Annotated in this window: 19 protein-coding genes; 13 read left to right on the top strand and 6 right to left on the bottom strand. The window is 69.2% G+C overall.

The window, feature by feature from the left end:
- Positions 1-2 precede the first annotated feature (2 nt).
- The 4 genes from QE359_RS07445 to QE359_RS07430 all read left to right on the top strand — a co-directional run bounded on the left by QE359_RS07445 (position 3) and on the right by QE359_RS07430 (position 2,006).
- On the top strand, positions 3-770 hold the full coding sequence (locus QE359_RS07445) for an SDR family NAD(P)-dependent oxidoreductase (RefSeq protein ID WP_309778642.1): 768 nt from the start codon (positions 3-5) through the stop codon (positions 768-770).
- Positions 751-1,056 carry a hypothetical protein gene (locus QE359_RS07440; protein WP_309780474.1) on the top strand — a complete coding sequence of 102 codons (306 nt, stop codon included), beginning with the start codon at positions 751-753 and terminating at the stop codon, positions 1,054-1,056. Before QE359_RS07445 ends, QE359_RS07440 begins: the two co-directional genes overlap by 20 nt.
- Positions 1,040-1,660, top strand: a complete 621-nt coding sequence (locus QE359_RS07435) for a helix-turn-helix domain-containing protein (protein WP_309778640.1) — start codon at positions 1,040-1,042, stop codon at positions 1,658-1,660. The genes QE359_RS07440 and QE359_RS07435 overlap by 17 nt, the downstream gene beginning before the upstream one ends.
- 181 nt (positions 1,661-1,841) lie before the next feature.
- The gene (locus QE359_RS07430) at positions 1,842-2,006 is read left to right on the top strand and encodes a hypothetical protein (RefSeq protein ID WP_309778637.1); all 165 of its coding nucleotides are present in this window, start codon (positions 1,842-1,844) and stop codon (positions 2,004-2,006) included.
- Between the two features lie 34 nt (positions 2,007-2,040).
- Here the strand turns inward: QE359_RS07430 and QE359_RS07425 are convergent, their stop codons facing one another.
- From QE359_RS07425 to QE359_RS07415, 3 genes are read right to left on the bottom strand one after another with little or no spacing between them, the layout of a single operon-like run.
- Entirely contained in the window at positions 2,041-3,318 is a 1,278-nt protein-coding gene (locus QE359_RS07425) for an FAD-binding oxidoreductase (RefSeq protein WP_309778635.1), read from the bottom strand.
- 19 nt (positions 3,319-3,337) lie between these two features.
- The gene (locus tag QE359_RS07420; RefSeq protein WP_309778633.1) at positions 3,338-4,114 is read right to left on the bottom strand and encodes an SDR family oxidoreductase; all 777 of its coding nucleotides are present in this window, start codon (positions 4,112-4,114) and stop codon (positions 3,338-3,340) included.
- Positions 4,111-4,620, bottom strand: coding sequence for a MarR family winged helix-turn-helix transcriptional regulator (locus QE359_RS07415; protein ID WP_309778632.1), 510 nt, complete (start codon positions 4,618-4,620; stop codon positions 4,111-4,113). Before QE359_RS07415 ends, QE359_RS07420 begins: the two co-directional genes overlap by 4 nt.
- 218 nt (positions 4,621-4,838) lie before the next feature.
- Between QE359_RS07415 and QE359_RS07410 the strand changes: the two genes are divergently transcribed.
- On the top strand, positions 4,839-5,741 hold the full coding sequence (locus tag QE359_RS07410) for an alcohol dehydrogenase catalytic domain-containing protein (RefSeq protein WP_309778630.1): 903 nt from the start codon (positions 4,839-4,841) through the stop codon (positions 5,739-5,741).
- A 361-nt stretch (positions 5,742-6,102) separates the two neighbouring features.
- On the top strand, positions 6,103-6,303 hold the full coding sequence (locus tag QE359_RS07405) for a hypothetical protein (RefSeq protein ID WP_309778629.1): 201 nt from the start codon (positions 6,103-6,105) through the stop codon (positions 6,301-6,303).
- Between the two features lie 63 nt (positions 6,304-6,366).
- On the opposite strand, the gene QE359_RS07400 is transcribed toward QE359_RS07405, so the two are convergent.
- On the bottom strand, positions 6,367-7,140 hold the full coding sequence (locus QE359_RS07400; protein ID WP_309778628.1) for a hypothetical protein: 774 nt from the start codon (positions 7,138-7,140) through the stop codon (positions 6,367-6,369).
- Between the two features lie 481 nt (positions 7,141-7,621).
- Here QE359_RS07400 and QE359_RS07395 point away from each other — a divergent pair, with 481 nt between their 5' ends.
- The 6 genes from QE359_RS07395 (at position 7,622) to QE359_RS07370 (ending at position 11,750) form a co-directional block, all read left to right on the top strand.
- Positions 7,622-8,155, top strand: a complete 534-nt coding sequence (locus QE359_RS07395; RefSeq protein WP_309778626.1) for a hypothetical protein — start codon at positions 7,622-7,624, stop codon at positions 8,153-8,155.
- 84 nt (positions 8,156-8,239) lie between these two features.
- Entirely contained in the window at positions 8,240-9,250 is a 1,011-nt protein-coding gene (locus QE359_RS07390) for a hypothetical protein (protein ID WP_309778625.1), read from the top strand.
- A 23-nt stretch (positions 9,251-9,273) separates the two neighbouring features.
- Complete coding sequence (locus QE359_RS07385; protein ID WP_309778624.1) at positions 9,274-9,552, top strand: hypothetical protein; 279 nt, start codon at positions 9,274-9,276, stop codon at positions 9,550-9,552.
- A gap of 52 nt (positions 9,553-9,604) precedes the next feature.
- Entirely contained in the window at positions 9,605-10,468 is an 864-nt protein-coding gene (locus QE359_RS07380) for a hypothetical protein (protein WP_309778622.1), read from the top strand.
- A complete protein-coding gene (locus tag QE359_RS07375; protein WP_309778620.1) occupies positions 10,465-10,716 on the top strand; it encodes a hypothetical protein in 252 nt (83 codons plus the stop codon). Before QE359_RS07380 ends, QE359_RS07375 begins: the two co-directional genes overlap by 4 nt.
- Positions 10,716-11,750 carry a hypothetical protein gene (locus tag QE359_RS07370; RefSeq protein WP_309778618.1) on the top strand — a complete coding sequence of 345 codons (1,035 nt, stop codon included), beginning with the start codon at positions 10,716-10,718 and terminating at the stop codon, positions 11,748-11,750. The genes QE359_RS07375 and QE359_RS07370 overlap by 1 nt, the downstream gene beginning before the upstream one ends.
- A gap of 1,041 nt (positions 11,751-12,791) precedes the next feature.
- Here QE359_RS07370 and QE359_RS07365 read toward each other — a convergent pair.
- Positions 12,792-15,869, bottom strand: coding sequence for a hypothetical protein (locus tag QE359_RS07365; RefSeq protein WP_309778617.1), 3,078 nt, complete (start codon positions 15,867-15,869; stop codon positions 12,792-12,794).
- Positions 15,870-16,178: 309 nt separating this feature from the next.
- Between QE359_RS07365 and QE359_RS07360 the strand changes: the two genes are divergently transcribed.
- Positions 16,179-17,717 (top strand): LuxR C-terminal-related transcriptional regulator, encoded by a 1,539-nt coding sequence (locus QE359_RS07360; protein WP_309778616.1) that lies wholly within the window; start codon positions 16,179-16,181, stop codon positions 17,715-17,717.
- 58 nt (positions 17,718-17,775) lie between these two features.
- On the opposite strand, the gene QE359_RS07355 is transcribed toward QE359_RS07360, so the two are convergent.
- Positions 17,776-18,051 (bottom strand): hypothetical protein, encoded by a 276-nt coding sequence (locus QE359_RS07355; protein WP_309778615.1) that lies wholly within the window; start codon positions 18,049-18,051, stop codon positions 17,776-17,778.
- Positions 18,052-18,245: the final 194 nt, after the last annotated feature.

Raw genomic sequence — 18,245 nt, 5'->3', positions numbered from 1 at the left:
GCATGAGCGACGCGACCAGCCGCGGCACAGCCGTCGTCACCGGCGGCACGCAGGGAATCGGCTTCGCCATCGCTCAGACCCTCGCCGACCAGGGGTGGCGCGTCGCGATCCTCGGCCGGACCGAGTCGACGGGCCGGGCTGCCGCCGCGCAGCTCGGCCCGGACCACCGCTTCGTCCGGTGCGACGTCGCCGACGAGGCGCGCATCCCCGAGGCGTTCGCCGAGGTCGAGCGTGAGCTTGGCCCCGTCGAGGTCCTCGTGAACAACGCCGGCGTCGGCCGCGCAGCCGGCCTGGACGACCTGGAGAGCGGCGACTGGGACGCGCTGATGGCCGTCGACCTCAAGGCAGCCTGGCTCTGCACGAAGGCCGCACTGCGCGGGATGCGCGCGAACGGCGGCGGAGCCGTGGTGAACATCGCCTCGATCCACGCGCACCTCACCCGCCGAGGGCTCTTCCCGTACGCCGCCGCGAAGTCCGGCGTGCTCGGACTCACCCGCTCCATGGCGCTCGAGCTCGCCGACGACGCGATCCGAGTGAACGCCGTGTGCCCGGGCTACGTCGAGACCCCGCCGATGGTCGCGCAGTACCGCGCCATGGACGACCCGGACGCGGCCTGGGACCACCTGCGGCGCATCCACCCACTGGGCCGGATCGGCACGCCGCAGGAGATCGCGTCCGTCGTCGCATTCCTGGCGTCCCCCGCCGCGTCCTATGTCACCGGAGCGTCGTGGGACGTCGACGGAGGTCTCGGTGCTCGGTTCGCCTCCTGAACGCAGGTCCTACCACGTCGTTCGGTACCGGTGGCCTGTCGGGCACGACGCGGCCGTGCGGAGCGCATACGCGGAGCACCGCGCGGACCTCGACGGTCTCGGCGCCGACGGCGGTTTGTGGTTGATCGGGACCTTGCCGGAGGCCGACGGATTCGTGGACGCCATCGCCGTCTTCCGGTCCGAGCGGGCTGCGAGGGCGTTCAGCGACCGCGACCCCCTGTTCGTGCGAGGCATCGCCGAGGCTGGCCCCGTCGAGGGGTGGGATCCGCTTGCCTACGCCGGGTGAGCTCACCCCTCCTCCGCTCCGGGCTGATGCCGCGCTGAACCGGAGGCGGATCCTGACGGCCGCCCGCCAACAGTTCACCGAGCATGGTGCGGCGATGTCGCTCGACGGGGTCGCACGGACGGCTGGGGTCGGCGTCGGCACGCTCTACCGACGCTTCGGCGGGCGGGACGCCCTCGTCAGCGCGCTCCGCGACGAGGCGCTCGACGGTGTGTGCGCGGTTGCGGACCGGGCGGCGCGGGTCGCCGATCCGCGCGACGCGCTCCAAACACTCCTCGTCGGGCTATTCGAACTGCGGTCGACCGACCGGGCGGTCGACGACGTCCTCGCCGAGGTGGAGCGACCGGTCCGCGACCGACACGCCGCGCGCCCGGACCGCAGGACGGACGTCCTGCGGAACACCATCGCCGGTCTGCTCGCGAGCGCTACCGTGTCAGGTGCCGCACGTCCCGGGTTCGTCGCGCGCGACCTCTCGTTGCTCGTCCGGATGGCCGGGGCCGTCGTGGACGTCCCGAGTGCACGGTCCCCGGAGCCGGGAGCTCGTCTGCGAGCGACCGGGTTCCTGCTCGACGGCGCGCTCCGGGGCAGACGATCGGCGGGTCCCTGAGGTCGCGGGACCGCGAGCCGCCCCGGCCGCGTCGCGAGCGGCCCCAGCGCGCCGTGGCGTCCGCCCAACGATCGTCGTCGGTGATGGTGCCCAACTTCGGGACGGTGAGGCGCACCGGCGCGATGACGGTCCCCTCCGCCTTCATCCTCGCGAAGAGGGCGACACGCGCGCCAGCCGCTTGATGCCGATCGTGGTCCGTCATCAAGTGCACGGTGCCGTCGCGAAGTTGCGCGGGGAGCTCGACGAGATCGCGGACGAAGATGATCCTCTGCCCCTGGAGCCGAAGCTCGACGGTCCGGTGGCCTGGACCGCGCTCGGCGACGCACGGCGCTCCGTCGGCACCTGAGCGTCGGCGCGGAGCCAGCACCCGTACCAGGACGTCACCGAGCGGAGGGCACCCTTTCCATCACGTCGAAGTTCTGGTCGAACACGTCGTCCGGGTCAAACCGCGTTTTCAGCGTCCGGAGCCGCGCGAGCGTCCGCGGTGGGAACGCCTCTGCGACGGCCTCCGGCCGGTGGTCGCTCTCGAAGCTGAGGTACATGCCGTCCATGCGCTCGTGCACGCGCTCCCACGCCCGGTCGAACGCCGCGCCGCCAACCATGGACACGGCCGTGACCGAGAAGTTCTGGTGGCGGTGCGCGTACGCGGTGGCGTCCGGGTCGACGTCGTTGACCGCGCCGCCGACGGACCGGATCTGCACCATCTCCGCGCGGCCGGATCGCAGCAGCCCGGCGATCCGCCCGGTCAGGTCGTCGTCGAGGTGGACGGCCAGACCGGTGTGGGTCACCGCGCGCTGCTGCCCGGTGTGCGGGGCCCCGCTCGTCAGCGGGACCGCGGAGTACGGCACGACCGCCGACCGCTGGCCCGCGGTGCCGGGCAGCCGGAGGAACCGCTCCAACTCCGGGATCGCCGCGCCGAGGTCGTCCCCCGCGTACACCACGGTCGCCTGCGCGACGGGCGTCGGCCCGGCACCGATGTAGAGGAACGCGGAGACCTCCCGCGCGGCCTCCTCGACGGTCCTCCCCCACGCGAGGAGGAACGCCGCGAGATCGGACGGCTGGTACACGACGGTCGCCTGGACGACGTCGGACGTCTCGGCGGCCTCGAACTCGAAGGACGTGACGATGCCGAAATTCGCACCGGCGCCGCGCACGGCCCAGAACAAGTCGGGGTCCTCCGTCTCCGACACACTGCGGACGCGCCCGTCCGCAGTGACGACCTCGGCCGATCGCATTCGGTCGAGCGTCAGACCGTGCGCGCGACCCATCAACCCGAGCCCGCCGGTGGTGGCGAGTCCACCGACCCCGACGTCGCCCGAGTCGCCGGAGCTGATTGCCAGCCCGAGCGGCGAGAGCTGGTGCGCCACGGCACCCCACCGCGCCCCGGGTCCGATCCGGACGTTCGTACCGCCGAGATGCTCGACGGCCGACATCTGCCGGAGGTCGACGACGTCACCACCATCGTTCGTCGCGATGCTGCTGATGCCGTGTCCGCCGCTCCGGACCGAGAAGGGACGCCCGGAGGCACGGACGATCCCGAGGGCCTCGACGACCTCGCCGGTCGATCGGGGCAGGAGCACCGAGCCGGGCCGACCGTTGCGCGCGTAGACGTGTCGCAGGGCTTCGTACCCGCGGTCTGCGGGACGAACAATCTCCATGGTTCCTCGGTTCCTCGGTTCAGCGGAGCCCGCGTCCGGCGATCGGACCCTCGGCTCGGTCGGTGAAGTACTGCAACGGGGTGTGTGCGAGCGCACTGGTGCCGGCGACGAGCCCGGCGACGTGGTCGCCGATCTGCGTGGCGTCGATCCAGCGGACGTCGTCGATGCCCGCCTGCTGCCGGGCGCGCGTGCGGACCACGCCGAGCACGAGCTGCACGACGCGTGGGCCGCGGCCGCCCAGCTCGGCGGCGAGGGTGAGGGTGAGCGACTTGGTCGCCGCCGCGCTGAGCGCCACTCCGGCGCTCCCGGGGAAGGGGATGTCCGCGCTCATCCCGTTGAGCTGCACGAGCACGCCGCCGGGCGCGGTCACGGGCAGGAACGCCCGGAACAACCGGAACACGCTCGTCAGGTTGCCGTCGAGCAGCCGCTGCCATTCGTCGTCGTCGAGGGCGAGCGCGGGCTTCCGGCCCTGGTCGCCCCAGGACGCGACGGAGACGACGACCCCGTCGAGGGCGCCGAACTCACGCGCCAGGGATCGGACGTCCTCGTCGAGCCCGGGGGTCATCGCATCGAGGAGGCGGGTGTGCAGCGTCCCCGGGAGTCCAGCGTCCGCCATCCGCTGCGCGAGCGCCGCGAGTCGGGCGTCGTCACGCCCGGTCGCGACCACCGTGGCGCCGGCCGCGAGCGCCGACCGCACCACCCCCTCGCCCACGCCCCCTGATCCGCCGACGACCACGACGTTCCTCCCGGTCAATTCTGCCGCGCGGGTCGTCCAGGTGTCCGTCGTTCCGCTCATCGTTCCTGCTCCTGTTCCTGTTCCTCCGGGCGGTCGTCGCCCGGGTCGTCGCCGTCGAGGCGGCGGATTTGGTGGTCGAGTGCGCGCAGTGCTGCGTCGAGTCCGGCGAGCTGCGCGTCGTCGAGTGCCTCGCCGAACCAGGTGGAGGCTGCGCGCAGGTGCGACCCGACGGCCGCACGGTGCGCCGCCCGTCCCGTGGTGGTGATCGCGATGGACGAGCCACGCGCGTCGCCGCCGGGGTCGGGTCGTCGCTCCACCAGCTCCCGGCGCTCGAGGCGCCGCAACTGGTGTGCGAGACGGCTGGAGTCCCAGCCGATCGCCGCGGCGCAGGCAGTCGGGCGGGCGGCGCCGCCCATGTCGACGAGGTGTGCCAGCACCGTGAACTCCGGTTCGGACAGGTCGGCGTCGGATCGGAGGTCCGCACCGACCCGCCGTCGGAGCCGTTCGGTCACCACCTGCAGTCGCTGCCAGGTGTCGAGTTCTCGGTCGCTAAGTCGTCGCTGCACAGAGTGGGTCAACTGCCTGACGCGTCAGGCATTCCCACGATCCGTGCTCGGACGGGAGGCGCGGTGCGGGCCCGCCCCGAGCTCCCGTCCGCCTCACGGCGGTGCATCGGATGCCGCGAGGGTGTCCCTCGTCGGGGCACGCTGACTGATTCGTCGCCTGAGTACGGTCGCCGTGCCGGAGCACCCCGGCCCTGTCGACCACGACGAACGGATGCGCCATGTCGAACGCGATCGTGCTCACGGCCTTCGGATGCCCGGAGGTACTGCAGTGGCTCCCTGTCGTGCCCCCGGATCCCGAGCCGGGTGAGGTGCTCCTCCGGGTGCGGGCCGCCGCGATCGGGCCCACCGACCTGCACATCCGCGCTGGCGACCTCACCGATGTGTTCGCGCAGCGACCGGGCGACGTCCTGGGATTCGAGGCCGCCGGCGTGGTCGAAGCCGTCGGCGCTGGCGCCGAGGCCCGGGTAGGGGAGGAGGTCGCCGCCCTCCTGCCGAGGCAGGGCGGCTACGGCGAGTTCGTGAGCACGACCGTCTGGTGGCCCAAGCCCGCCTCGGTCAGCTGGGATGCCGCGGCCGCCCTCCCGGCGTCCGCCGACGCAGCAGTCGGCGCCCTCCGTCAGGTCCGCGTCACGGGCGGTGAGACCTTGGTCGTCCTCGGCGCCGCAGGAGCCGTCGGCGCACTCGCGACGCAACTCGCCCGGTCGCGGGATGTCCGGGTGATCGGCGTCGGTCGACCACACCACGGCTCCTTCGTCCGCGAGCTCGGCGGTGAGTTCCTCGAGTCCGGTCCGGGCGTGTTCGACCGGATCGGCGGCCACGTGGACGCCGTTGTCGCGGCGGCGGGTAGCGGCGGGCTGCTGGAGGCGGTCGCCGCGACCGGTGACCCGAGCAGGGTGGTCACGCTCGTCGGCGGTCCCGAGGTCGCGCTCTCGGGCGCGGTCCTCTCTCATCCGAGCGCCGACCGCGCGCCGGATGCGCTCGCCCTGACGATGCCGCTGCTCGCGTCTGGAGCCCTGCGGATGAAACGGCGACTGGTCATGCCCGTCCGCGAAGCCGCCGAGGCGCACCGGCTGCTCGAGTCGGGCGGAACGTCGGACAAGGTCGTGCTGTCGTTCGGATGAGCGGGAGCGGGGCCCGCCGGTCGGCATCGGATGAGAGGAGTGCACGTGGACGACAACGGACGGACCAGGACGTCGCCGCGACCGACCGCCGCGGCCGCGGTCGAAGGCGCCCGCCACCGGGTACAGCGTGCTCGACGGCGACTCCGTGGGGTCTTCGCGATCGCCACGGCCCTCGACCACCGTCGGCGGGGTCTCGGCGAGGCAGTCACGCGAGCGGTGATCGTCGACGGCGTCGGTCGCGGTGCGACGAGGGCGGTGCTGCAGGCCAGCGACGCCGGACGACCGCTCTCTACGAACGCCTCGGATTCAGGGACGCCGGAGACGACATCCTGTACCGCCGCGGGCCGGACGGGGTGACGAGGTGACCCGACCACGGCTCGACGGCCTGCACCACGTCAAGATCCCGGTGTCGGACCTCGCGGTCGCGCTCGACCACTACGAGCGGGCGTTCGGCGCCGTGCGACTCCCCGAGGCGGACCACTTCCGTCTGCCTCCTGAAGCGCGCCTCCGATACGACGAAAGCGCCGCCCACCGGTGGTGGACGGCGCTTTCGATGACCTGATGAAGCGTTTTGCTTGCTGGTACTCCGTTCGTCCGGCGGTGACTCGCGTCCGTGAAGAGCGATTCAGCGGACAGAGCCGAGGAGGCTCGGCTCTGAGGTGTGGCGGGTCATGACGGCGTACTCGACCTCCCACGAGGACGGCCGACGGACCGGCGACGGGGTCTTCTCGTACCAGCCAGCGTCGTCGTTCGACTGCGGCGGGCTGCACCGGGCTGCGGTGAGGCGGATCTCCGTCGCGTCGAAGGCCACTCGCCGACCGGCGCGTCGTCGACCCGTCCACACGGTTGAAGCGAAGGTCGCGTCGAACCACAGCTCGGCGGCGCTCTGGAGGGCGGTGGCTCGGTCGGAACGGTGCTTGTCGTACCCCTGGTAGTCGTACTGGCGGGTCGGTGGCAGCTGCGTGGCGTCGAGGCGGTGCGCGTATCCGCCGCAGATCGGGTCGTTCGGTGCGGGCGCCGGGGCCGGGATCGGCGCCTCGCCGTCGAGGTCGGTCTCCCCGCAGGTGCGGATGGTCGCCACGAGCCAGCTGGTGCAGTGCCAGCGGAGGAGCACGCTGCTGCTCTGCACGTCGGCCTCCACCAGCCGGCTGACGCGCAGCTCGGCCTCGCTCGTGCAAAGCACCCCGACCGGCGACGGCTCGGTCCGCACCTCGTACATGTCCTCGAACTCGCCTCGCCACTGACGGATCATCGGGCAGGTGAACTTCTGCTGACCGCGCTGGCCGGCACGGTTCCGTGCGATGCGGAGCTGCTGCAGCTCCAGCATGCTGTGGCGGTGCGGGGTCGTGCGCGTGCCGGAGGCGATCGAGGCAACGGTGTCGTACATGTTGGAGTTCATGACTGGGGTCTTCCGAGTTGGGACGGAGTGGTTCTCCGCCGATGCCAGCCCTATGCCAGGACGTGGCTGCGAGCTGGGCGGAAAGGCTGCTCATTAGCACCAGCAGAGCCGAAAATCGGCGAAAAGACCCTCGTTCGCGGGACGAAATGATGCCGAAGGGACCCGTCTTGCCCCGTGAAGTGGGGTCAACGCGGCTCGCCGCCGACGACACGCCGGAAGCCATGGCGCAGCACCGCGACTCCCGCTGAAGCTCGTCAGCTTTCCTGCTGCCGGACTCAGAGCGGCCGAAACGGCTGCGAGGACCGGAGAGCTCTCGTAGCGTCCTCGACATGCTTCACGTCGCATCCCTCACCGTCCGTGCCATGAAGACGTCAGGACGCCGCTCCCGCGTGGGCGCCACCGCGAGAAAGAGCGCCGGCCGATGAGCGGAGACTCCCCCGACACGGGCCCGGGTCCCGCGAAGCGATCACAGCGCGCAGCCGTGCAAAACGTGTCGCGTATCCCGCTGTCAAGCGTGCGCGACCAAACTCCGCCGAACCTGCAGGAGCTCTACGCCGAGGTGCACGCGGGGCAGGCGCTGATCCCGGGGTTGCAGATGGGCGTCGGCGCCCTTGTCGTTCAACGCTGGGATCCCACGTACGCGGCTTCTGGGTGGACGCTCTACGGCGCTGACCTGACCCTCGACATGGGTCATCCGTTCGGCTCGCTGTTCTACCGCAACGACGACGACGGCCGCGTGCTTCGGGTTGGCGTGCAGTGGCATCCCCCGGTACAGCAGCTCGAGTTCCCGGCACTGCACCCGTCGAAGCCGGAACTCAGCAGCGACTGCTCCGAACACGAGGTTGACTTGGTCGTCCTCGACGCGCGCAGCCGCATCGGGGTGCTTGTCGCCATCAACGCGCAGATCGGGTCGTGGGTCGCAACGACCGAAAGCGAGGACGCCATACTCGACGCCTCAGGGCTTGGCTTGGAACGACTGTCGGAGGACGACCCACGGTTGGCCGAGGATGCCTAATCATGCAGCGCCGCGGTTCGAACCGGTGCCGTCACAGCTGCTGTCAGTGACGACGCAGATCCTCGCGCAGGTGGGGAGGGTGTGATGGCGGGTCGACAGTGGGTCCAGAACATCCGGCAGCAGCAGACGATCCTGCCGTTGCCGTTCGGGCTTGGGTGGACGATCGACATCACCGACACCCTCGCCGCACTGGCCGCAGCAGGCATGCCCGCCAAGGTTGAGGCGTTTGACCGGCTCCGGTTTGAGGACGGCCGGACCGGGTTCCTGTCGACGCCGGATCCGACGACCACCATCGCTGACGGCGGACCGGAAAGTCGCGACGCGGATCTGATCGTCTTGCCGGGCGGGTCGGAAGGTGGGGTGTTGTCCCTGGCTCGGCGGTACCGGGACCTTGTCGTGGTGAACGGGAAACGGCAACGCGTGTGGGCGGACGGCCGGCAGCTGTCCGGGTCGTCGATGCAGCGGGACGCGACGCCGGGCTGGCGGAACGTGTTCGCCATCGCCCGCACCATCACTATCGACGGCGGTAGGACCAACGATGTCGCAGCGCGCACCGGGCTCCCGGTCGAGCAGGTTCGCGCAGCGCTGCTGACGCTCGGTGAGCACGTGTTCCACACGCCCCTCGGGTGGGAAGCCGCGGACCGGTCCGCTCTCGCGGACTGGGTCTTGGCGGCGTATCCGGGTCCTGGCGGGATCCGCACCTGCTGGAGGCGCGCCGTGCCCCTCGACGAGCAGGCGGATGAACTCATGGGACTGGGTGGGGTGATGTCGGACCGGTGGGCAGCGCACCAGTCATGGGCTGAGGTTGCACCGAACCGGTTGACGGCGTTCTTCGCCACCCATCCCGACATGACAGCGCTCGGCTACGAGCCCGCCGACGTGGATAAGGCGACGGTGAAGGTCCTGATTCCGCAGGACACGACGATCCTGTCCTCACCCAACCTTGGGGGCTGCACGGATGAGTTCATCACCGCGTCGGTGATCTGGCAGGACGGCTACACGGACACGCACACGGATGCGGTGAACGCGATGCGGCAGCTGCTGCACTTCCGCGCCGACACCGCCCACGACCTCCGCTGGATGCACGTCCAATGACCAACGAAGCGAACGAGAGTCCTGTGGCGTTGCAGTTGGTGTCTCTGACGTTGGCGTTCGATGACGCCCGGTTCTTCGGCGCGACCATCTTCACCGACGCGAACGATCCGGACGGGCCGTGGGCGACGGTCCTGATCGACCACGCAAACGAGGACCCCTGGTTCCGTCTCACCACCACCGACCCGACCGGGAGCGACGTGTCGGTCGTGGCGATGGCGGAAACGGATCGCCTGATGCGGTTCGTCCTCACTGAGCAGCCGGAACGCATCGGACGAACCCGACCCACTCCACTGACGAGCTGACCCGCACCACGGTCCCGCTCGCCTGTTGACGACTTCTTGGAGGTACTCGCTGATGATGCGTCTGGTTTCCCTGCACCTCTCGAACGACCGGATCCTGTGGGGGCATGTCCTCCTCGAGGACACCGAGAATCCGGACGCGTCGATGGCGCGGATCATGATCGAACACAGCGAGAAGGAGCCCGGCTACGAGCTCGTTGACCGGAACCGGCGGCGTCTCACTGACCTGACCGTCCCCGCGACACGGGAGGCGAACCGCATCGTCCAGACCCTCCTCATCCCGGCGTCCGTGGTCGCGAAGCGGGAGAAGGCGGTTCGGGAAGTCATCCACTCCGGCTACCTCGAAGGGTTCCCGGACGACATGCCCTGGCAGGCCCAGTTGTGGATGTACGCCCGCGGTGAGATCAGCATCGACCAGCTCCAGGCCTACACCGACAAAGGCCACCGAATCCCACACGCACCCGGTGCCGCTCCTGCTGATGGTGCTGACGTGCCCGAGGAGTGGTGGCAGGCCACGCAGGCCCGCATTCGCCGGCACCTGCTGGACACGACTCTCACCGAAGCGGAAGCCGCCGCCGCGCTGCAGATCAGCCTCGACGATGTCGGGGAGCTGCTCGGGTCGAACCGGCTGACCAGCTTCGACCTCGACGGTGAAGAACGCATCCCCACCTGGCAGATCGTGAAGCCCGCCCTGCCCGAGTTCGGCGACGCATCCAGTCTCCTGCCTGGTCTCGACGTGCTCTTCGCGGCAGCCCCGCAGCGGCTCCTCGACGCGGCAGCGATGACGGAGTTCATGACCACACCCCGGCAGTTCCTCAGCGTCGACGATGTGCCCTTGACACCGTTGACCTGGATGCAGCAGGGCCGGCCACTCGCCACCGTCATCGCCTTGTTCCGCGGACGGCGGTGGCGACGGTGACCACCCGACCCGAGCTGTTCCTGCTCACCGTCGCGTTCGACATGGCCGGCACGCACGGACACATGTACTTCCGTGACCCGCCGGACTCCGAGCTCCGGCAGGTCCTCGTCAGTAGCACCGACAGCGATGGCGGCTACCGCTGCGGACCAGCACACGGTGACACCCGCGACGGGTGGGAGCCGTTCCTCACCGAAGCCCGCTGGATCATCGCCCTCATCCGACCCGACACCCCGGAAGAGCGCCGCTGATGGGACCCGTACTGCAATGGGTCGCCGACGCCTACGCCGGACGCCCGCAGATCACCCTCCCCTACGGACTCGGGGACACCGCGGACCTCACCGACGCCCTCGCCGTCCTCAAACTCGCCGGCCTGCACGCGGTCGTCGAGTCGCACGACACGATCCGCCTCGCCGACGGACGCCGAGCACGCCTCCCGACATCGACCCGGAACCCGCGCGACGAACCAGACACACCCGCAGAGCTGCTCCTGCTCGCCCCGCGCACGGTGATGCAGATGCAGATCGCACTCGCGGAACAGACCGAGACAGTCCTGCTCGTCGACGTCGACCGCCGACGCGTCTGGGTCGACGGGAAACAGGTCCTCGGCGTCCACGACCGGTGGAAGGACGCCGCCCCGATCTACATCACCTTCGCCGTCGCACGGATGCTCGCCGTCAACGGCGCCACCTTCGACGACCTCGTCCGCCGCGGAAGACTCACGCCCGGGCAGGTCGACGACGCGCTCGCGCGGCTCGGGAAACGCGTGCACCGCACCAGCATCGGATGGGAATCCCGCGAAATCGGCGGCCTCGTCGACTGGAGCATCGCGTGCTACCCAGGACCGGGCGGCATTCGGACACGGTGGCGGTCCGACCTGCCACTGCCGGAGCGGGCGGACCGGCTCATCGGCGCTGGCTGTCTGATCTCCGGGCGTGGGATCTCGAGTCGCTCCGGTTACCCGGCGATCACGGTCGGGAAGACGACGCCGTACCGGCTCGTCGCCTTCACTGCGAACGAAATCGATATGAAGGGCCTCGGATTCGAGCCCGAAGATGAGGACCTGGCCGGGACTGAGCTGATCATCCCGGCCGACCCGACCATCTTCGCCACCGCGACCGCCGCCGGCTACCGGGACCGCACCGACGACATCATCACCGCCAACACTCTTCTCCGCGCCGACACCCGCACCGACGACGACACGAAGGCGTTGGAAGAAGTTCGGAGCCGGCTCTGGTTCCTCGCCGACACCGGGTACGACCTCCGGTGGAACCTGCCGAGCTGAGAAACGGCCGACGTCCGCCTTGGTCCCGGGCAGGTCGACCTGGACACGGAATGACTGCTGCTCACAAGGATGGTCACGGCCAGACACAGGCCGAGAGTCACTTCCGCGGCCATCCGACTCCTGAACTGAGCCATGAGCGCCGATCTATACTGCTGTCTCGTCAGGACGGTCTCCGTGTCCGGCTGCCAGGGCCCCAAAGAACACCGGCGCAACCTGGTCTGCATTTCCCCGTTGCCACAGCGAGCGCAACATGCGCGACGACGCTCAGCACGGCGACGATCAGCACCCATTGACACGTGCTCAATCGCGCTGCCCTGCGGTCGCGGTACCGGGCTCCTCCTCTCACGAAGGGTCGGTACTCCCCGCGTGCAGGAGGTACCAGCGGAGCAGGACGAGCATGTTCACCTGCCGCTCTGAGCCGTGGCTGGGGCCGCGGACTCCAACCGCCCATGGCGACCCGAAGGCTGCGGGTGTGAGGGCGAGGAACGCGCTCGGCAGGATTGGTAGCGGCGGCCCGGTGCGTGTGCGGACGGAGCCCTCTGTGACCTCGAGCATCGCGGCAAGCACTGCATGTGTGAAGCCGAGCTCGTGGGCGGCGCCAATGAGGGATCGGGTGTTCCGGAAGGCAATCCGCCTCGTTGGGCCGATCGCGGCCAGCTCAGCCTGCTTCGCGGCCCGCAGGAGCGCACGCAGCGCTTCGTGCTCGGCTATGGAACTTGGCGCAGGCGGCCTAGTCATTGCGCCTGCGTCATGGGGTGCTGCCGTTACCGCAGGTCGTTACTGGGTGCTGACTTGTCATGGGGGCGTCCGGGTGGGCGAGCAGCAGCCGACGAGGACGACGGCCGCGGGCGCGTCCGGCCGGGGTGTGAGGTGAGAGGCGTGATCGGCGGGCCGCTCAGGGAAGCGACCCGCCGATCGATTGTGCTCAGGGAATCGTCCTGAGTGGCAGCCAACGGATCCGAGGTCAAGCTCGGACCCGACGGCGCTCACGATCCGGCCAGGGTTTCCGCTGTGCGAGGGTCCAGCCGGACCGTGAACGTGTTAGGCGTTGTCCTGCACGTCACCGCTGGCCCGGCGCCGGCGGACGACCATGAGGCCACCACCGAGAGCGAGGAGCATCAGTGCCAGACCGATCCCGGGGCCGAAGAGCTCCGTACCAGTGAACGCCAGACCTGCCGGAGCAGGAGGAGCGATTGCCTTCACGTTCGCCGTCGACGGGTCCGAGCCGCTCGGGTCACCCGACGGGTCGACGCCGGTCGCGGTGGCGGTGTTCGACAGGGTGCCGCTGGTGAGGTCCGCCGCGGTGACGTGGTACGTCGCCGTGCAGGTCACCGAAGCACCGGGGGCCAGGGAAGCCGCCGCTGCCGGGCAGGTCGGCTTGGAGAGCTTCCCGGAGCCGGTGAACTTTCCTTCCTTCGCGGTGACGTTCTTCTCGGTCACGTTGCCGGTGTTGGTGATCTTGAACGAGTACGTCACGACCTGACCGACGGTGGTGATCTTCGCCGTGTCGGAGGTCTTCACCAGTGCCAGCGCCGGGTGCGGCGTGTTGGGCACCGTCACGGTCGACGGCACCGACGTCGTGGTGTCACCGTCCGGAGTGGTGCCGCCGACGGTCGCGGTGTTGGTGACCTTGCCGGCGTTTACGTCAGCCTGGGTGAGCGTGTAGGTCGCCGTGCAGGTCACGACCGCGGCGGGCGCCATCGTGGCGGACTCTGCCGGGCAGGCGATCGGGGACAGCTGACCCGTGCCGGAGAACTTCGAGTCGTCGATTGTCGGGTCCGTGATGGTCACGTTGCCGGTGTTGGTGACGACGAAGGAGTACGTGACGACCTGACCGACCGTGTACGACTTCTCGTCCGTCGGGGACGCCGACTTCACAATCTTCATCGACGGCGACTGCTCGACCGGGACTCGGACGTTGGACGGGTCCGACGTCACGCCGGGGCCGGTGGGCGGGGTACCGCCCGCGGTGGCGGAGTTCGTGATCGCAGTGCCCTTGTCGAGGTCGGCCTGCGTGGTCGTGTACGTTGCCGTGCACGTCTCGTCGGCGCCGGCGACGAGGGTGGTGGTCGGGCAGACGACGTCGGACAGGGTGCCGCTCCCGGAGAAGTCGCCCTCGTTGACGGTGACGTCGCGGAGGGTCACGTTGCTGGTGTTGGTGACCTTGAACGAGTAGGTCACCTTCTGGCCGGCCTTGGTGATCGACTTGGTGTCCGAGGACTTCACCACGCTGACGCTCGGCTGCGGGGGCGTGGGCAGGGTGATCTCCGACGGCGGCGTGGTGATCGGCGGTGCGTTGTTGCCGGGCGGGGTTCCGGTGGCGGTCGCGGAGTTCGTGATCGAGCCGGAGTCCACGTCAGCGCTGGTCAGCGTGTAGGTGGCGTCGCACACCATCTGCGCGCCCGCGGCGAGGGTTGTTGCGGGGCAGTCCACCGCGGAGAGGTCGCCGGTGCCGGTGAACTCGCCCTCGTTGACCGTCACGTCGTTCATGGGCAGGTTGCCGGTGTTGGTGACGGTGAAGTGGTAGGTGACCTTCTGGCCGGGGGTGTACCGGTCGGCGTTCGCCGGGTCGACCGACTTCACGATCGACAGCCCGGGGGCTGCAGTGGTGACCGGGGTGGTGGTCGACGACGGGCTGGAGCTGACGTCGGCTCCGGTCGGGGACGTGCCGGTGGCGGTTGCGGTGTTGTCGGCGGAGCCGGCGTTCGCGTCTGCTGCGGTGATTGTGTACGGGTTGTCCGCGGTACAGGTCGTCGAGGCGCCAGGGGCGAGGGTGGTGACCGGGCAGGTCACCGCGCCGGCCTTCGGGTCGCTGATCGCGAGAGCGTTTACCGCGACGTCGCCGCTGTTGGTGACGTCGAAGGTGTACTTGATCGTGTCGCCGGCGTCGGTGATCGTGTTCGCGTTCACGTCCGTCGGGGTCCCGGCACGCTTCGTCAGCGACAGGGCAGGCTTCTCGAAGGTGACGGTTGTCTCAGCCGGCGGGTTCAGGCCGCTGGAGGTGATGTTGTCGGGACCGTTCGTGTAGGAACCTGCCGTGGTCGAGGTGACCGGTACCGTGATCGTGCACGAGGTCTGCCCGGCGTTGAGGGTTCCGGCCGTGATCGCGATCGATGTCGCGCCCGCCGTTGCAGCCGTCGTCGCATCGCACGTGCCGCCGGTCGCGCCGGCGCCCACCGTGAGGCCGGCAGGGAGTGCGTCCGTGAAGGACCAGCCGGCCTTGGAACCCAGCTCGCTGGTGTTCGTGACCGTGAAGGTCAGGGTCGAGGTGCCACCGGTGGTGACGAGGGCCGGGCTGAAGGACTTATCCAGCTGCGGGGTCACGTCGAGGATGCGGATGTTGTCGATGGTGTGGTCGTTACCGGTGCCGGAGCCCTGGTTGTTCACCATGCGGATACCCACCGATGAACCGTTGAATAGGACAGCACCGTTCGAGGTGGCGTTCGTCACATTGACGGTGGCCGCCGGTGCGCTGGGCCCGATTGCGGGCACGGAGATCGCGCGACCGTTCGCGCATCCGTTCACCTGCGATCCAGCGTTGGTCGCAGTGCCGGCGTCGTTGAGGAGCTGGAACTGCAGCAGTGGAACGGCCACGTTGCAGTTGATGGCTGCGACATCAGCGCTGAAGGAGATGAACCGGTTCGCTGCGGTGAACGGGATGTTGGTGGCGGTCTGGAACTCGACCAGCCCCGCGCCCGGGTTCCCGGCAGTGAAGGCAGTGTCAGCGAAGTTGTAGTCCGGGCGGGCAAGACCGTTGGCCTGCCCGATAGCCCACGCCAACTGCTGCGACTTGTTCCACGCGTCCTGTCCGGCGGCGGCGTTGGCGCCGGCGCCGGTGCAGTCCGCGATCTGCGCCGGAGCTGCGGGGTTCTGCGCGTAGGCAGCGATCCACCCATTACATGCCTGCAGCCAAGCCTGGTCCGCGGTGTACTTCTGCCCGGTCGCGCCGGTGTAATCGGTGAGCCGTTGGATCGGCGTGATGTCGGCGACGTTCTGGAAGTCCTCGGTGTACACCGTCGTCGGCGCCGACGGGGTTCCCGGGTTACCGGGAGCAGCCTCAGCGGCACGTGGTGCGGCGAGCGTGACGGCGGACAGGCCGCCGATCGCGAGCGCGGTCAAGGCGACTCCTGCGACTGTCCGTCGCAGACCACCCCACCTCGTCGCTGTCAGTTCCTTCTGACGTGATGACACAGGTTTCCTCCCAGAGCGAGCCCGGCGCGCACGGCTCCCCTGATCGGGACCATTCGAGGCTCTTGGAAGCTGAGTTTCACGTGGGAATGGCCTCTCAGGTAGGTCAGAAGCTGACGTTCACCCCGAACTCACCCGCGTTCACCCCCGAGTGCTTCGTCGCGCGGCTCCGACGTAACCGGGCCGTTGCATGGCAACAGTTGCCGTTTATCCCTCCGGCCCGTCACACTTTCTGATGCAATGAGCAATCCCCCTGAGATGCCACCCTCGGCCCTGTCCCTGCCGGATGCGGTGCGTCGTGCGAGCATGCGGGACGGTTGGAGCGCGGCAGCGGCGCTCGTCGAGCAGCACTGGGATGCGCTCGCGGCAACAGAACCGTCCCTGCTGCTCGCCGCGGTGAAGGCGCTGCCTGGAGAAGCGTTCATGCGTAACCCGGGCATGCTCATCGCTGCCAACCACCTCGAGCACGTCGTCATCGGGGGTCGATCTGCCCGCGTGCACGCGGCGATGGAGCACGACCAAGCATCGTTGGTGGGGTCCGCGCCGCTGGATCAGCTGATTGCGCTCACCAGCGACTCCGCAGCAGCCCGCACCCAGGACGACTCCGCGCGCGCTGCCGACATCGCTGAGCGGGCACTCACCGAGTTGGATGGCATGCCAGCAATAGACGTGGCCCCGATTGCGAAGTCGCTTGCCCATCTACGCATGCAGTGGGCACGCTCGCTCGACGCAGCCGACTCACCGCGAGCACGGGTCGAGTATGAACGCACGTACGAGGTTGCGCTCGCCACGGAGCAGCTGCGGGTTGCCCGCCGTGCGTCGAGTCACGCCGCATGGTTGCACGCCGAGCGCGGACGACTCAGCGAGGCCGCACGATGGCTGGCACGTGCGGCCGCGACCGGTGTGACGGATGCGCGGTACGACGCTGCCCTGCACCTGACTGCGGCGCTGATGCGCATCGACGGCGATGACCTCGCCGGGGCGAAAGCATTCCTCGACACGGCCGACGAGACAGGGGTAGGTGAGTACTGGGCCGCCGCGTGCTGGGTGCACTCGCTGTACGCGCACAACGTCGCCGATGCCGCCGTCACGGAGACGCGCCTGGCGAACCACGTGCAGGAGCACCCAGGCGTGCTGGAAGCTCCCGGTTTCGACGGCCGCTTCGTTCGAGCCTGCCGCGTCCGCGTCCTGCTCCTCCGCGGCCGAACGCCGGAGAATCTCGACACCCTCGCCGGGCTGTCTCCCTCCGACCAGGTCATCGCAGCAGCCGTAGCGCATCTCGAGAGGCGCGAGCACGACGCGATGCGTCTCAGTGAACCGGTCACTGAGAACGGAGTCGAACCGCGGCTTCAGTCGAACGCGCTCCTGATCCACGCAGCGGCCGCCGCAGCGCTCGGCTACACCGACACCGCAACCCACAACTTCGTCCGCGCCGACGCGCTCATCCAACATGCCGGCCTGCACACCGGGTATGAGACGATCGCGCCGGCCGACTTGAAACGACTGATTGAGCTCTCCGGGATCCAAACGCAGGCCGCCATCCGTATCGGCTCCGCTCGGCGCGATCTGCCGGATCTGACCCCGCGAGAGAACGACATCCTGGCGTTGCTGACGACAGAACTCAGTGCCGGCGACATTGCAACAACACTGTTCGTGAGCCCGAACACACTGAAGACCATGACGCGCCGTCTCTACCGAAAGCTCCAGGTCACCTCGAGGCAGCAAGCGGTCGATTACGCTCACCGAGCCGGATTTCCGAACCGCAAAAACCCCTCGTAGGTCCGGCTCCTCCAAGTCGGCTTCTTCGCTGTTCACGGACGCGCCATCAGGGCGTTCTTTACCTTCTGATCGGCGCGATGATGTCGCGTGCGACCGAGCTCCGCCACACCCATGCCGTCGGCTTCGTCTCGCCACGGCCCGCTTCCGCCCAGACTGCGTCAAGCGTCATGCTTCTCGCGACCGCATCGTCGCGGCGGATGAGCCGGTCCGGCAGTTGGAACCAGGCGTACACCGGCATCGGCTGCACCAACTCCCGCGTTTCCGTGCCGCGTGCTGCTTCCTCAAGCGAGAACGGCTGCGGCGGCACCCAACGATTCGAACGACGACGAGCCATGGCACGGATCGCACGAGCGGTTCGCCCGTATGGCGCACCCGAAATGAGATTCGTTCCGGACCACCTATGTGCGACCGAGCTGCTCCGTGCCACGTAGAACGGAACGGCTCACCGCCCCGAGACAGCGAAGTACCCGGCCAACGACCGGCTATCGAGACAACGCTTTGGCGAGCGGTAGATCGCTCCCGGACAGG

The organism is Curtobacterium sp. SORGH_AS_0776 (genome assembly GCF_031453355.1).
Classification (GTDB): Bacteria; Actinomycetota; Actinomycetes; order Actinomycetales; family Microbacteriaceae; genus Curtobacterium.
The sequence above is the reverse complement of the archived record's forward strand: the minus strand, read 5'-3'. Positions and strand labels throughout refer to the sequence as shown.